Here is a 16,911-nt window from a genome sequence, read left to right as displayed (position 1 = left end):
CTATTAAAATTGTTGCCTTGACCCAATTATGAAATAGGTTCTCTTAATAACCCTCATTATTAGGTGCTAAACCTGGAGCCAATAAAATTTCTTCAGAAGGAATAGGAAAAAGATATTGCCTTTGAGGGAAATCAATAACATTTAAAGTTCTTGCATATCCAGCCTCGATAAGCGGGTTAAAATTGGCAAAACCATTCTCATCTATTTCCGGAGTCAATGCCCAGAACCACAGTCCTTCATCTACAACTTTAGCTTTCAGATCCGCAACATCCAGCATACCGTATGTGTGTCCGGAAAGCACTTCATGTGCAAGTCGCCATCTTATTAAATCCATATATCTTAAACCCTCAAAGGCTAATTCTGCTCTCCTTTCATTTCTTATGATATACCTTAACTCCTCTTGATTTGTGGTCGTGACTGCTGGATTAGTAAATGAAGATTGAGCATAGGCTCTATCTCTCACCTGATTAATAGCTGCAAGCACAGAATTATCAATCTCGTTTAACTCCATTTTAGCTTCGGCATACATCAGTAAAACATCAGCATACCGAATAACGATGTGATTGTTCTCTGCGGTAGTAGGTGCTTTCCAGTTTTCATCCAGTCCCTTTTTCCAAAGTAGTCCATTAAAAGAAGCAAAAGTTTTATTGGCTCTGGTATCGTGATTATATATCATTTCACCAGTATTGGCATTTAAAACCTCGAGTGCATCCGGATGGGGATTATATTCGATTCCCATATATATCGAACCATCGCTAGCCTCTTTGCCGTCACCTTCTTCCAGTGAACCAAATGGAACAATGGTAGCCAGGCATCTTGGGTCCCTGTTCTTAAAGGGATTCTGTGGGTCGAATAATGGAGATTTGTCGATAGGGAGTCCATCTACACATTCATAGGAAGCAAGTAGCTCCCATGTAGGTTGTTTAGCGCCCCACCCACCATGTATTCTAGGGAGTAAATCAGCATCACCTATTCTTACATTGAGCGCATCGCTTCTGGGAATAAAGAAAATGAGTTCGTTTGAAGTTTTCGTTCCCGATAGAAATAATTCTGAATAACTTGGGTGTAATTCATAGACTGCTAAGTCCATACAAGCTTTTGCAGATTCAGCAGCTTTTGGATAATCACCCATGTAAAGGGCAATTCTTGCTTTCATGGCTAGAGCTGCTCCTTTTGTAACATACTGCTGGCCTGAATAACTCACCGGTAAGTGCTCTGTAGCATGATCATAATAATCATATATAGTTTGAAGAATCACTTCTTTATCAGTTCTGGAAACTTCGAAGGCTTCATCTACTGAAAGGACGTCTTCATAAAACGGGACATCTCCATAGTGTGATATCAAATATGACCAAAAACTGGCTAGAAAAAAATGAGTCTCACCTAGCAAAACATTGGCCTCCTTTTCTCCTAAAATTCCCACCTGATTTTCTAGCTGATCCTTAATCGCAAGCATTCTAGAAATGCCTTTATATTTGTCCTGCCACCTGGCAGCAACCCTAGCACTCTCTGCATTCATCGTACCTGCCTTTATCTCATCTAAGGCGTCACGTCGCTGAAAATCATCAGTCATTCCATTCTGCGATTCATCACGAATCCAGTGAAACATACGATAACCTTCATTCACACCTTCTCTAAACTGTTGTTTAGAAGTAAAGGGTGCAGAAGTTGGTGCATCCAATGGAACAAGATCTAAATCCGTACAAGCTCCGAACACCAATAGAGCAATTAAACATATTGTATTTTTCATCATAATTATTTTTAGAATTTAGCTCTTACACCTACCAGGTAAGAACTTGTAATAAAATATCCGACACCTGAAGTTTGCTCAGGATCGATTCCATCAGGTAGCATATCAAAAGTAAATAAGTCATTTCCCGAAAGATTAATTCTTAAGCCGCTTAATCCGGAGTAATTAACCAGAGTCTGAGGTATGGTATATCCAATTGAAATATTCTTCACTCTAAAGTATGCCCCATTTCTTAGCCAGAAATCAGAAAATCTATAGTTGTTTCCAGCAGCGGTTTCTGATAATCTAGGGTACTTAGCATTTGCATTCTCTTCTGTTGAATTATATTCGCTCCAATAACTACTGGCATATTCCTTATTAGGTGATAGCCAGCTAGCGATAAAAGGCCTAATATAACTTTGGGATAGAAAAAGGTTTCTTTTGCCAACCCCTTGAAACGCACATGAAAGGTCAATACCTTTGAAATTAGCAAATAAACGACCACCATAATTTAATCTTGGCAAAGAACTTCCCAGAAATACTCTATCGAAATCATTAATTACTCCATCAGGCACATCATCCGGACCGCTAATGTCCTGATATCGTACATCTCCTGCCCCTACTGCTGCACTGGTTACTGGTGTACCTTCGACCGATCCGGCATCCTGATATAATCCATCAGACTTCAAGCCGTATAATTCCTGAAACTCACTGCCTTCTTCCGAAAGCGTTACACCGCTGAATAATCTTTTGCCATTAATATCGCCGATAATCGATCTTGCATCAGAAATATTAAAAGAAATACCATAGCGTAATCCGTTGCTAAATTCATCCTGCCAATTTGTACTTAAATCCCAACCAGTGGTAGTCATAGACCCCACATTCACCGTTGGATCTTCAAAGCCTACCAAATCCGGAACGCTGAGACTGAGCAACATATCCTTCGTCTCTTTCACAAAGTATTCTGCTTGAAGAGAGAATCTGTAATCGAATAAACCTATTTCTATACCTGCATTCTTAGTTACTGTAGTTTCCCATCTGATATCCGGTGTTGTAAGATAAAGCTGTGAAAGTGCCCTTGCTTCCTCGGTATTCACACCGTTCGCTAATAGAATATTTTGAATCTGCAGTTGAGTTATATAGAGGTAATTCCCTAGTCTATCATTGCCTAACGTACCATAAGAACCTTTGAGTTTAAGGTGCGACAATGGCTTAAGTAAATTCTCAAAGAATGGCTCATTCGAAATCGTCCATGCCGCAGAAACAGATGGGAAAGTGCCCCATCTATGCTCAGTTCCGAAACGGGATGATCCGTCCCTTCTTACGGCTGCGCCAAGGAAATATCGATCATCGAAATTGTAATTAAGCCTTCCAAAAACTGACCGATAAGCTACTTCTGAGATCCCCGTACCATTATTGAAAACCTCTGCAGTTGGTGCCTGATTTAAAAATGGAAAATCTGCACTTTCAAAATTCTGTCCCCTTACACCTAGTACCTCTGTAGTAGAAGAGCGTTCTTCTGCACCACCTAAAACATTTAAGTTGTGGTTAGAAAAAGATTTATCGTAATTCACTAAACCTTGCTTCATTAAAGCTGTAAACTGATACCTGGATTCCTGCAAGGCATTCTGGGTCTGACCCGGAATCAAAGTACCTTCTTGTATCTGGTCAGGATCGTCACTGTTCCAGTATCTTACCTCCTTCGAAAATGTTTTACCGTCTGTAAAAGTAGCAGTAGGTGTCAGATTAAAAGAGATTTTGAGATTATCGATTGGTTTGTAAAAAAGCCCCATCCTTCCTGTAAATAGGTAACTATTTGACTTTGAAAATCCACCTTCATTATATCTCAGATAAATATTATCTCCACTTTTTCCCTCTGCGTACCTTCCGTCTTCCCATACAGCGGGATAAACAGGTGCGGCCTGCAATGCCAGTTGGATTGGGTTGACGATCGGATTGTTTTCCTTCGTAAACTTGAAATTAATATCAGCAATGGCTCCTATTTTATCTGTCAATTGTAGGTCATTGTTGATGCGTGTAGTATATCGTTGCCAATCCCTGTAATTATATAAAGCATCTTGAAACTCATATCCGAAAAAAGCATTCGATTTGACTCTATCAGTTCCACCTGTCATATTAATATTGTGTCTATGACCCATGGAATTTTGCTTCAGGATTAATCCTGCCCAGTCGGTATCAGGGTATAAATCTCGATTATCAGCCGCACTTCCATCCACGTATTTGTTAATTGTTTCCTCTGACCAAATCGGAAACTCATTGTCTCCATTTCCATTGTCATTCCAGGACTTTTCATTATCCATTTGCATGTAGGTCAATGCATTAACATATTCCCGACGCTGAGTTGGTGTATTGATAAAATAATCACCACTGTAATTAATGTTAAATTGACCTGATTTAGCTCGTTTAGTAGTAATAATAATAACACCAGCTGCTGCTCTTGAGCCATAGACAGCGGCAGCTGCACCGTCTTTTAACACAGCTATGGATTCGATCTGATCAGGAGTCACATCATTTATGTTTCCTGGAATGTCATCTATTAATACCAAAGGATCATTACTACCCTGCAACGTAGTGTTTCCCCTAATTCTCAATGTATTGCCAGATCCTGGCGCCGATCCTGATCTGGTGACGACTAATCCTGCAACAGCACCTTGCAAAGCATTAGAAACATTTGTCACATTTCTTTCAGTTATTTCCTGGCTACTAATTGTTTCAATAGAGCCGGTAATATCTTTTTTCTGTTGAGTACCATAGCCGACCACAACCACTTCTTCCAGTTCTGAAGCACTGTATTCGAGCGTAATATCAATATCTGATCTTCCATCGACCATAACCTCTTTAGTATTATAACCTAGAAAAGACACATTGAGTACTGCATCAGAACTGGAGACTTCAAGTGTGAATTCTCCATTTATATCAGTAATCGTCCCTTTAGTCGTGCCTTTTTCTGTAATGGTAGCACCTATCATAGGCTCTTCACTTTCATCTGTAATAAAGCCATTCACGATGTGTTGCGCCTGGAGCCCTTGAAACATCAATAGGATAGAAACTCCGACGATTTGTAAAATTGCTTTCATCATTTATTTTTATTGCAGTTACTAAATAGCTGTTCTTCAATTTTATTCTTAGATCAACTTTTCAACGATCCTAATATCAAGCTAATTATCCAGGGAGGGGCCCATAAAATCAGCCTTATCGTGTAGTTTTTCTGCAATAGTTTGTAGTTGCCGAATTAGTCCACCTTAATGATGAAATCCTCCTAAGAATAGGGACAGTAGTATAAATATGATCATCTATTATTCACTATCTTGACATTAATTTTCAACAAATGAGAATAACGTTACATACCTATATCATAATTTACTTCATCCAGCTCGTGATGACGTTGGGAGCCCAAACGTTAGATGCTCAAAGCGAATTAAACCTAAGGCATCTATCGCCGAATGTAGAAGGATTTCCACTCGATATTAGCATGACTACACAAGGAAAAGACGGCAATGTTTGGATGCTAAGTGATGGTCAGATCTTCCTATATAATGGATATAACTACGAAAAGCTAAGTAATAAAGCTCTGTCTGACTACATCTCACCTGCTGACAGAATTATGTCGATAAAAAATGACGCAACTGGAGATTTATGGCTTTTCACATATGCAGGCCGAGTTCTGAAATACGATGTGCATAGACAACAGCTTGTCGATATTAACCAGCTTATCGATCACAACAATATCAAACTTTTAATAGTTGAAAACAATCTCAAATATCTACTTACAGAAAATGGAGATATACTGAAACTGAATGAAAGCCAAGAAATAACCACTATTACAAATATTGGCTCTGCACCTTTTGAAGTAAAAAATATAACAGCTTTCCAGATTTTAAATGATAGCATTGCATTTTTCGGTACGACGGCAAGAGACATGTACAAATTTGATATTCCTGCTCAAACCGTAAGTTCTTTAGACTCTGATTACTACGGTATTTCCTTTAATATGGAACTAGATGACTATGGAGTTTTATGGATTGGAACTGTGGAAAAAGGCTTGTATGCATATGATACAAAAGATGATCGATTTATAACCAATCGATTTATGCAGGGGGAAATAGATAATCTTACTAGCAGTATCATCCTTAATCTTTATCTGGACAACGCCCAAAACTTGTGGGTAGGGACGGATGGCGATGGCCTTTATAAAATAAATACACAAAATGGCGAGACTCGGCATTTTCTGAGAAATGAAGCAGATCCAAAATCATTTTCTAACAATACAATCCGGGATGTTTTCGAAGATCGTGATCATAATCTGTGGTTCACTACTAAGTATGGGAATATATACATTAGTCCATTTTATCATGAATCCATAGGTTATGATTCGGGTTCTAGGTCAAATGTTCCACAAACCATACTTTCTATACTAAAATCAAGTAAAGAAGATTTATGGATAGGTACTGATGGTGCAGGCATAAAAAAAGTCGGAGCTGATCACACTTCCTATTACTTTACTGAAAATGATTTTTACGCTCAGTCTTTAGCTGAAGATTCACAGGGAGATATTTGGGTAGGTAGTTACAAAAATGGTCTATGGATAATCAATGATACCGGCAGTCCTCCTAGAAATTTGAAGTATGACTATGGCGATGGAAGGTCACCCTCTGATATTAGGACCGTTTTTAATGATTCAAAAGGAAGGATCTGGGTAGGTGATCATTTCGGCATCTCTATTTTTAGTTCCGACAAAAAGAAATTAGCCTCTGTACCCCGCAATACAAATGGTCTAAATGGATACATAGCACAAGGAATTGTAGAAGATGAAAACGGTAGAATCTGGATAGGTATGGTTAATGGAGGGCTAAAGAGCGCTATGATTAACGAAAACGACATTTCAAAGACTGTATTTGTGAACCACCAGCCAAGTGATGGAATCACAATTAAATCAGTAAATCATTTGGTTTCTGACAAAAATGGAAAGCTTTGGATACTTAATCAGTCAAGTGATATCTTCTACTTTGACACACGAAAAAATAAGTTTACAAAACTGGAAAAGGGTACCACTAATTATGAGAGGCTATACAGGTCCATAGAAGTAGAAGACAGTGAAAATATATGGTTGAGTTCGAAAAATGGAATCATCCATCATGATTTAAAGGAGAATAATTCTGAAATTCTTTACGAGAACATCGGCCTCCAAGGCAACTACTACATAACTAGAAGTTCATTCAAAGATAAAGATGGAGTATTGTATTTTGGTGGAACCAATGGCCTTAGTTTTTTCCATCCTTCAGCTATGGATCGACCTGATACCGATGCGAATATCCAGATCACAGGCTTAAATATTCTTCATAAGTCAGCTGAAGAGCAGATTCCTAGTCAAATATTATCCGGACTTAATAATGTAGAGAAAATTTCATTGAGAAACAATCAATCCTCATTTTCGATCAAGTTTGCTGCTATCGGAAATGTATTGAACCCGGACTTTAATTACGAATATATCTTAGACGGATTCGATAAAGAATGGATTCAGGCCTCAGAAAGAAATGCTACCTACACGAATATTCCTTCTGGAAATTATGTCTTTAAGGTGCGTGCCAATGTTAGCGATGGTAACCAAAAAACACTAGAAAGAAAAATTATGATAAGGGTAAAACCTCATATTTTACTCAGTTGGCCAGCTATTTTTTTCTATCTCACCTTACTCACTCTAGTAGCTGTGGCAATTAGTCGATGGTATAGATTAAAAAAATCACTATTTATGGAGAAAGTGATTCATCGCAAGGATCAAGAACTACATGAAACTAAGATGGACTTCTTCGCTAAAATGTCTCATGAAATCCAGACCCCTATTACAATTATTTTAGGGCCTATCGAAGACATGATCAATCGTGCTGTAAAAAATGGTGATATGCTTCTGAAGCAGAGGTTAAAAATCATCTCAGGAAATGCAGATCGACTTTCAAAGATAGCTAGGAAATTAACCTTACTTAGAGATAAAGAATATCAACATTTAAAGTTAATCATAACTAGAAATGATCTGCACAGTAATATTAAGGAAATAGAAACATCATTCAAAGAGCTAGCAAGGCAGAAAAAAATTGACTTTGAAGTCCATTGTCCATCACATTTAACTAAAGAGTGGTATGATAAAGATAAACTGAGCCATGTCATCTATAATCTCCTTTCTAACGCTTTCAAGTTCACGCCTGAGGATGGTAGTGTATTTCTAGAGGTAGCAGAATCTAAAAAATCAAAAAAAGTAGAAATTGTTGTTTCGGATTCCGGTTCTGGCATACCACCTGAAGAACTTGAAAAAATATGGCAACTGTTTTATCAGTCTGAAGAAAATAAAAAACAAACAGGATCAGGAATAGGATTGTCTTTAGTTAAAGATATCATAGAGTTGCATAGAGGAGAGATTACTGTCGATTCAAAGAAAGGTCAGGGAACAACCTTCCGCCTTACCTTGGATACCGCTGAATTTTCCTATGATGAAAATGAAAAAATTCTTATGGATGATTATACAGAGCCAGAAGCAAGTCAAGCAGATATAAATGAAATTGTTCAATCCCAGTCTGAATTTCCTGAAGGCAGGACACTGCTGGTTGTAGAAGATAATCTGGATTTACAAAACTTTCTCATTGACCTACTTAAACCATTTTACAATGTAATCACCGCGGAAAATGGAGAAGAGGGCTACTTCTATGCTGAAAGCAATCGTCCCGACCTCATTCTTACTGACATCATGATGCCAAAGATGGATGGTATAGAAATGTGCGAAAAACTTCAGGCTAACCCCTTGACACAGCCTATACCCATTATAATGCTGACAGCGAAAAATTCCACTAAGGCAAAAATTGCAGGACTTAAATCTGGTGCCATTGAATTTATTAATAAGCCTTTTAACACTAATGAGTTGCTATTGAAAATCAATAATATCTTAATCTCCAAAGAAAATCTAATCAGTCAATACAGGAAGCAGAAATTAAGTGACCCAAACTTCGTGCAGAAAAAATCTAACGATGAGATCTTCCTTGAAAATCTGATAGAGTCGATTAAAAGTAGACTTGATATGCCTAATTTTAAAATGGAAGAGCTCGCTGAAGATCTTAATATGGGATATTCCACTTTATATAGGAAATGTCAGAAACTTACCGGATACAGCCTTGTAGATTATGTGCGATACATCCGGCTTAAAAAGGCTGCCGTTCTTATGGTTAAATACGGATACTCTGTTTCTCAGACCGCCTACAGGTCAGGATTTAATGATCCAAAATACTTCTCCAGATGCTTTAAAAAACAATTTAGCAAAACTCCTGTCCAATTTAAGAAAGAAGCTGAACATACAGGTGAAGAAAAATATCTCGCGAAGCATGAGTTAACTATGCAAGAATAATCTCTACACTTTATCCTTGTTTAATGCCAATGGGTTACTGAAATCAATCGTACGAATAGGAAATGGTATGTTGATTTCTTCCTGGTCAAAGGCTTCCTTAAGTCGCATAATTCCTTCACTCTTCAATTCTAAAAACTGCCATACATTGTCAGGATTGGTCCAGAATCTAAGTTGAAAATTAATAGCGGAGTCACCAAAACCTGTAAAAATAAATTCAACGGGTCTTGCAATAGTCTCTGCTTTATAAGCGATAGGATCGACAGCTTTCATAGCTACCTCTTTAACAATGCGAAGATTCGAGCTGTATCCTACACCACACACAATGTCTACTCTTCTGGTACCATTGGTAGACATGTTCTTCACAGCATTTTGCAATACCATCTTATTCGGAATACTAACTTCCTCACCCGTCAATGTCCTTATTTGTGTATTTCTTAATGAGATGTTTTGAACAGAACCGATATGCCCGTTCGATTCAATGAAGTCGCCAATATTAAAGCTGGTTTTGACACTCATTATAACTCCTGAGAAGAAGTTCATGAGTGGATCCTGAAGCGCCAAACCTACCGCCAGACCCATCACACCTGCCGAAGCTAAGATGGTAGTCACTGATTTTGACAAACCAAGAACAGCAAGTATGAGTATGAGTAGTAAAATAAATAAAGCTACTCTGATCATATTTGCCACCAATCTTTGCAGTGCCACTTTAGAACTGATTCGGGTACTGGCTTTGCTGATTTTCCCTTTTAACATTCTGATGATAAACAAGCCTGCAATCAGTAATACTATCGCCAATATAATATTGGGTAGTGAAAGAACTAATTTGTCAAACCATGCGTTTAATTTTTCACTGAGTAGTTCCCACACTTGTGTCCAACTTTCCATATTATAATTTTTAGGCAATATAAAAATTTATAGGAGCAGTGCAAGGCAGATATATCATTCTTAATTAATGCCTTTTAACAAAAAGCATTGATTATTAATAGAAAATGCATATATTTGCACTGCTTTTGAGGAAAAGAGGGAACAGTCGTGATTCCCTCTTTTCATTTTTAAGAATATTTGATTTGAAAGAAGAACAGATTGCCCAGCTCCTTGAGGAGTATTTTCAGGATAGTGAGTTAGATGATTGTTTTGTTACTGAGCTAAATGTCAGCGGTAATAATATCAATGTTTTCGTGGACAGTGATTCAGATATGGGATTTGACAAATGTCGTAAGATCAGCAGATTCCTGGAAGGACATTTTGATGAGACAGCTGTATTCGGTGAGAAATACAAATTAGAAGTTTCTTCTCCGGGTATTGGCAAGCCTTTAAAATTCAAACGACAGTACTTTAAGAACATTGGTCGAACCGTAGAAGTGACCACAAAAGATGGCGAACAAGTAAAAGGAATTTTGAAGTCTGTTGAAGATGATCGCATTGAACTTGAATATGAAGTCAAGGAAAAGCAGGGAAAAAAGAAAATAAAGAAAACGGTCCAGCATCCTATTAAAGATGAGGAGATCGAGAAAATAATTGTAAAAGTCAGTTTTTAAAATGTTTGCAAGATGAATTTGGTTGAAACTTTTTCCGAATTTAAAGGAAGTAAAAATATAGACAGACCCACCATGGTGAGGGTTTTAGAAGATGTATTTAGAACTTTAATTAGAAAGAAATATGGTTCGGATGAGAATTATGATGTGATTGTGAATACGACGAACGGTGACTTAGAAATGTGGAGAGTTCGCGAGATTGTGCCGGATGGAGAGGTCACTGATGACCGATCTCAGATTTCCATCTCTGAAGCCATTAGTATTGACGAAGACTATGAAGTAGGAGAAGAGTGTTACGAACAATTAACTCTAGAAGAGTTTGGTCGAAGGTCTATTATGGCAGCTAGACAAACTTTGATCTCCAGAATTATGGAGCTGGAAAAAGACGAAATTTTCAAAAGATACTCTGACAGGGTAGGTGATATTATTCTGGGTGAAGTTCATCAAATACTAAAAAGAGAAATCTTAATCATTGATGATGTGACTGGGAACGAAATTATCCTACCGAGGTCTGAAATGATCAGAGGAGACTTTTTTAGAAAAGGGGATATGGTCAAAGGTGTAATCAGCAGGGTGGATATGAAAAATAACAATCCTGTGGTGATTATGTCCAGAACAGATACCAGGTTCCTTGAAAAATTACTGGAGCAGGAAGTTCCTGAGATAGAGGATGGACTGATTACCGTTAAAAAGATCGTGAGGATTCCAGGCGAAAGAGCGAAAGTGGCCGTTGAATCTTACGATGATAGAATCGATCCTGTAGGAGCATGTGTGGGTATGAAAGGCTCCAGAATTCACGGTATCGTTAGGGAGTTGAAAAACGAGAACATAGATATTGTTAACTTTACCAATAATAATGTCCTATTTATTCAAAGATCGTTGACTCCTGCAAAGGTGACCAATATCGAACTGAATAATGAAACGATGACAGCTTCAGTATTTTTGAAGCCTGATCAGGTATCACTCGCAATAGGGAAAGGAGGATCTAATATCAAACTGGCCGGTAAGCTGACAGGATATGAAATAGATGTATATAGAGATTCCGATGAATTCGAGCTCGATGATGTAGATTTAGACGAATTCACAGATGAAATCGAAGATTGGGTTATTGATTCACTTAAGGCGATCGGTTGTGATTCGGCGAGAAGTGTTTTGAACCTGAGCAAAGAAGAATTGACAAGAAGAACAGACTTAGAAGAAGAGACTGTAGAGGATGTCTTAAAGATATTGGCTGCAGAATTCGAGGAATAAGTCAGTAAGTTATAGTAAATTAAAAACATATTTAGACTGCATGGCTAGACGTCTGGTTAAAATAGCAAAAGAATTAAATGTCGGAACGGCAACGATAGTAGAACACCTGAATAAAGCGGGTTTCGAAATCGATAACAAGCCTACATCCAAGGTTACGGATGATATGTACGACGAACTGCTCAAGCAGTTTAGCAATTCTATTGCCGAAAAAGAAAAAGCGGATAAGCTTGTGATAGGCACAAGAATTAAGACTGAAGATGAAAGGCCACGACTTTTTCCAAAAGCAAAAGAAACTCCTAAGCAGGAAGTAATTGCTCCCAAAGTAGAAGAAAAGCCGAAGGAGGAACCTAAAAAAGAAGAGGTCCAGGAAAAAGATGAAGTTAAGCAAGTAGCCAGTGACGGACCTGCACCAGGATTAAGAGTTGTAGGAAAAATAGATCTTGATCAGAAAAAGAAAGCTCCGGAAAAGGAAGAAGAGCCTGTTCAAGAGGAAAAAAAGATTACTCCTAAAAAAGAGGAAGTCGAAGAAAAGCCTGTAGAAAAGCAGAAAACGGAGAAGATAGAAGCTGCTTCCGACACTGAAACCAAACCTACTGAGACTGTTGAGGAAGACAAACTAATAAGAGCTGAAGCTCCAACATTGAAGGGGGTTAAAGTACTTGGCAAAATTGACGCAGATAAATTAAAGGAGATGAAGCGGCCTAAGAAAAAGGAGGCCACTTCGGACAACAAAGGTGATGCTAAATCGGGAGATAGTGGAAGCAGGAGAAAGCGGAAACGTAAAAAAGTATCCGCTAGAAACTTTCAATCATCCGGTTCAGGAAGTCGCAGCAACAGCTCTAATTCTGGTAACAATAGAAGAGGCGGAACAAGGGGCAGGAAAGAAGATGAAATCAAAGAGGTTTCTCAGAAAGAAATTGAAGATAAAATTAAGGCAACCATGGCGCGCCTTCAAAATAGGGGGAAAAATAAGCGTCAAAAAATAAGAAGGGAAAACCGAGAAGAGAAAAGAGAGAAGCAAGAAATCAAAGAAATGGAAGGTGCTACTGAAACAATTCAGTTGACAGAATTCATCTCCGTTTCGGAATTTGCTAATCTGATGGATGTATCGGTCACTGATGTGATTACCACCTGTATGAACTTGGGTGTTATAGTATCGATCAATCAAAGACTAGATGCTGAAATCATAGAGCTTCTTGCAGAAGAATTTAATAGAGAAATCGAATTTATCTCAGCTGTAGAAGAAGATGACGATTTCGAAGAAATAGAGGATGATCCGGAAGATCTCGAGCCTCGCGCACCTATTGTAACCGTCATGGGACACGTTGATCACGGAAAGACGTCACTTTTGGATTACATTAGAAGTGCAAGTGTTGCCGAAGGTGAAGCTGGTGGTATTACACAGCATATTGGTGCCTATGAGGTAAAAGTTGGTGAAGGAAACGATAAAGTGACCTTCCTCGATACTCCCGGACACGAAGCATTTACAGCGATGAGAGCCAGAGGTGCCAAGGTAACGGATGTCGCCGTAATTATCATTGCTGCAGATGACAACATCATGCCTCAGACTAAAGAGGCTATCAGTCACGCTCAAGCAGCCGGTGTTCCCATGATTTTCGCTATTAATAAAATCGACAAACCAGGAGCTCAACCAGAAAGAATCAAACAAGAACTTTCTCAGATGAACCTGCTGGTAGAAGAATGGGGAGGTAAATACCAGTCTCAAGACATATCTGCAAAAACAGGTTTGAATATTGATAAATTGCTTGAGAAAATAGTCCTTGAATCGGAATTATTAGAGCTGCAGGCCAATCCCGACAGAGAAGCATTTGGTACAGTCATAGAAGCCTCTTTAGATAAAGGCAGAGGATATGTAACCAAAATATTGGTTCAAAATGGAACACTGGAAATCGGTGATCCTATTGTTTCTGGTGAGCACTCCGGTAAGGTCAAGGCTATGTTTAACGAAAAAGGTAAAAGGGTTAAAAAAGCAGGACCTTCACAACCCGTATTGGTTCTGGGACTGAGCGGGGCACCACAGGCTGGCGAAAAATTCAAAGTGGCTGATTCAGAGCAGGAAGCTCGACAGGTAGCTGCCAGAAGAGGTCAAATCATCAGGGAACAAACCAATAGAGCAAGTAAGCGAATCAGTTTGGATGAAATCGGAAGACGACTGGCACTTGGTACCTTTAAAGAACTTAATCTTATTATCAAAGGTGATGTGGATGGCTCTATTGAGGCACTTGCTGACTCATTACAGAAACAATCCATTGAAACTGTACAGGTTAATATCATTCATAAGGGTGTAGGTCAAATCATTGAATCTGATGTTTTATTAGCATCGGCGTCGGATGCGATCATCATTGGTTTCCAGGTGAGACCATCTATGGGCGCAAGGAACCTGGCAGAGAGAGAGGGTGTAGAAATTAAGACCTATTCTGTCATTTATGAAGCAATAGATACCATACGTGCAGCGATTGAAGGTATGCTGGAGCCGACTCAGGAAGAAAAAATTACGGGTCAACTCGAAGTGCGTGAGACTTATAAGATTTCGAAGGTGGGTACCATTGCAGGTTGTATTGTTCAGGAAGGTTCGATCAGCAGAAACTCGAAGATCAGGTTAATCAGAGACGGTATTGTAGTTTATCCCACCAAGCCTAATGTTGTAGGAGAAATCAGTACATTGAAACGTTTCAAAGATGACGTTAAAGAGGTAAAGAAAGGTTTGGAATGTGGTTTGACCATCAAGAATTATAATGATATAAAAGAGGGTGACCAGATTGAGGTTTACGAAATTGTAGAGATCAGGCAAACGTTGGATTAAGGCTTTTGGCCTTTGGCTTTTGGCTCAGTTTTAAATTCTTGCAATTTTGGCAAATAAATCACTCCTATTCTTTGAAAAAGGCTTGGTTTGATTATTATTTGTATCTAGGATTTAAATTGTGAATTGCTCATAGCTTTGCCAACTTTCATAAAAAACAAGGCTTGAATTTAAAGGAACATTTTAATCAACAAGTTGAGCGCTTTAATCATCCGGATTTTATAACCAACGATCCAATATCAATCCCACATCAGTTTACACGCAAACAAGACATTGAGATCATTGGATTTTGGGTCGCCATGTTAGCATGGGGACAAAGGGTAACCATCATTAATAAATCCAATGAGTTGGTGGATATGATGGGAGGCAAGCCTTACGATTTTATCATGAATCATCGCGACATTGACCTCAAACCATTGATCCATTTCAAGCACCGCACCTTCAACGGCGACGACACCCTTTATTTCATCCATTTTTTCAGAAACTTTTATGCCAAACATGAAAGTCTTGAGGAAGCATTTACAAAGTTTAGAAAATCAGATGATAATCAGATGGAAGAGATGCTGACAGGTTTCAATATGTTTTTCTTTGATGATGAAAATGCACTACAACGGACGCAAAAACATGTAGCTACACCAGCCAGAAGATCCACCTGTAAACGCTTAAACATGTTCATGAGATGGATGGTCAGAAAGGATGAAAAAGGTGTTGATTTTGGTCTTTGGAAAAATATACCGATGTCATCGCTAAAAATTCCACTCGATGTACATGTCGAACGGGTTGCCAGAAAATACGGACTCCTACAAAGAAAGCAGAGAGATTGGAATGCCGTCTTAGAACTCACCGAACACTTGCAGCGGTTTGATCCAGAAGATCCTGTTAAATATGACTTCGCCTTGTTCGGCGAGGGAGTGATGGAAAAGCAAGAGGAGAAATTTTAAAAAACATCAAACGCATAATTTCGTTAAGTAACAAAGTTTTGAGCATGAAAAATTTTACGATTCTCACCCTCACATTGACCTACATCCTTATTTCCTGCATTTCCTATGACGAAAAAACAGAACAAAAATATCAGCAAAATAAAGCTTATATAGAATCTTATCTAGAACAAATTGGTTATGCCGAAAATCCTTTCCTGATCATCATTCCGGAAGAGGAAATGGACAAGCAACGTAAAAAACGGATTGCATTGATGAGTGAGGAAGAGCTTAAGACCTTGATCGACCAAAAAGCTATGGGAGTACCTAGAATAAAGCATGGGACCCCTGAATCTGAGCAATTCTTAAATGAGGTGAAAGACTTCAAAGATCCAGCAAAGAGATATAAAGTCCTCACTGAAAAATACCCCGACTTGATCATTAGTAATTAAGGTACTGATCCATTTCCCAGATAACAATGACAATCAAATTTTTCCCTCCAACCAATTCTTCATCTCAGACGATTTTTCTTGTGAAATTAAAACAGGCAAACCTTTCTCATCCTTCATTTTAATCTTCATACGCCCTTTTCCAAACATGGTAATCTTATCGATATAGTTGATATTAATAATATGAGATCTATTGGCTCTCCTAAAAAATTTCGGATCTAAAGTTCGTTCCAATTGGACCAAGCTTTCATCCATGATCAGTTTTCTTCCTTTCTCTGTTACCATTAATGTCAATTTATGACTGGTTTTAAAGTAAACGATAGAGCTACTTTCTATCAAAACCAATTCTCTACCTTGACGTACCAAAAATTTAGATCGATATTTTTTTTCACTTTCATGTCCATTCACATAATCGAGTAAATTCTTCATCTTATTTGAGAAGTGTTTTTGCAGCATTTCAAACTTTGAGAGTGCTTTTTCCAGGTCCTCAATCGTGATAGGTTTCAGTAAGTAATCAATACCATTTAACATCAATGCCTTTTGCCAATATTGGTCAAATGCAGTGATAAAGATGATGGGGGCTTTGATCTTAACTTTGTCTAAAATATTCAAGGAGATTCCATCTGAAAGTTGTATGTCCATAAAAACTAAATCCACTTCCATATTCCTCTTAAAATACTGAATCGCGCTTTCTACATCATGAAGTATCGTTAAGATTTGAATATTAGGCACCAAAGTCCGAAGCTCACCGACTAATTTTTGAGCTGCGGGCTTTTCATCTTCTACAATGACTACTCTCAT

The 16,911-nt window shown here is 38.3% G+C and carries 10 protein-coding genes; 6 read left to right on the top strand and 4 right to left on the bottom strand.

Annotated elements, in window-relative coordinates:
- Positions 1-43: 43 nt before the first annotated feature.
- Both L2567_RS15460 and L2567_RS15455 read right to left on the bottom strand, forming a co-directional pair.
- Positions 44-1,750, bottom strand: a complete 1,707-nt coding sequence (locus L2567_RS15460) for a RagB/SusD family nutrient uptake outer membrane protein (protein WP_235298707.1) — start codon at positions 1,748-1,750, stop codon at positions 44-46.
- Between the two features lie 11 nt (positions 1,751-1,761).
- A complete protein-coding gene (locus L2567_RS15455; RefSeq protein ID WP_235298706.1) occupies positions 1,762-4,827 on the bottom strand; it encodes a SusC/RagA family TonB-linked outer membrane protein in 3,066 nt (1,021 codons plus the stop codon).
- 251 nt (positions 4,828-5,078) lie between these two features.
- Between L2567_RS15455 and L2567_RS15450 the strand changes: the two genes are divergently transcribed.
- Positions 5,079-9,137 (top strand): two-component regulator propeller domain-containing protein, encoded by a 4,059-nt coding sequence (locus L2567_RS15450; protein WP_235298705.1) that lies wholly within the window; start codon positions 5,079-5,081, stop codon positions 9,135-9,137.
- A gap of 3 nt (positions 9,138-9,140) precedes the next feature.
- Here L2567_RS15450 and L2567_RS15445 read toward each other — a convergent pair whose 3' ends face one another.
- Positions 9,141-10,022: a mechanosensitive ion channel family protein gene (locus L2567_RS15445; RefSeq protein WP_235298704.1), complete on the bottom strand. Its 882-nt coding sequence runs from the start codon at positions 10,020-10,022 to the stop codon at positions 9,141-9,143.
- 104 nt (positions 10,023-10,126) lie between these two features.
- On the opposite strand from L2567_RS15445, the gene L2567_RS15440 reads away from it, so the two are divergent.
- The 5 genes from L2567_RS15440 (at position 10,127) to L2567_RS15420 (ending at position 16,113) form a co-directional block, all read left to right on the top strand.
- Positions 10,127-10,675, top strand: coding sequence for an LSm family protein (locus L2567_RS15440; protein WP_235298703.1), 549 nt, complete (start codon positions 10,127-10,129; stop codon positions 10,673-10,675).
- A gap of 12 nt (positions 10,676-10,687) precedes the next feature.
- Positions 10,688-11,923, top strand: a complete 1,236-nt coding sequence (gene nusA / locus L2567_RS15435) for a transcription termination factor NusA (protein ID WP_235298702.1) — start codon at positions 10,688-10,690, stop codon at positions 11,921-11,923.
- A gap of 40 nt (positions 11,924-11,963) precedes the next feature.
- Positions 11,964-14,747: a translation initiation factor IF-2 gene (gene infB / locus L2567_RS15430; protein WP_235298701.1), complete on the top strand. Its 2,784-nt coding sequence runs from the start codon at positions 11,964-11,966 to the stop codon at positions 14,745-14,747.
- Positions 14,748-14,908: 161 nt separating this feature from the next.
- Positions 14,909-15,685 (top strand): TIGR02757 family protein, encoded by a 777-nt coding sequence (locus tag L2567_RS15425; protein WP_235298700.1) that lies wholly within the window; start codon positions 14,909-14,911, stop codon positions 15,683-15,685.
- Positions 15,686-15,729: 44 nt separating this feature from the next.
- The gene (locus L2567_RS15420; protein ID WP_235298699.1) at positions 15,730-16,113 is read left to right on the top strand and encodes a hypothetical protein; all 384 of its coding nucleotides are present in this window, start codon (positions 15,730-15,732) and stop codon (positions 16,111-16,113) included.
- A gap of 33 nt (positions 16,114-16,146) precedes the next feature.
- Here the strand turns inward: L2567_RS15420 and L2567_RS15415 are convergent, their stop codons facing one another.
- Complete coding sequence (locus L2567_RS15415) at positions 16,147-16,911, bottom strand: LytR/AlgR family response regulator transcription factor (protein ID WP_235298698.1); 765 nt, start codon at positions 16,909-16,911, stop codon at positions 16,147-16,149.

It is taken from the genome of Portibacter marinus (genome assembly GCF_021533195.1).
Lineage (GTDB): Bacteria > Bacteroidota > Bacteroidia > Chitinophagales > Saprospiraceae > Portibacter > Portibacter marinus.
This window is presented reverse-complemented; position numbering and strand designations above follow the sequence as displayed.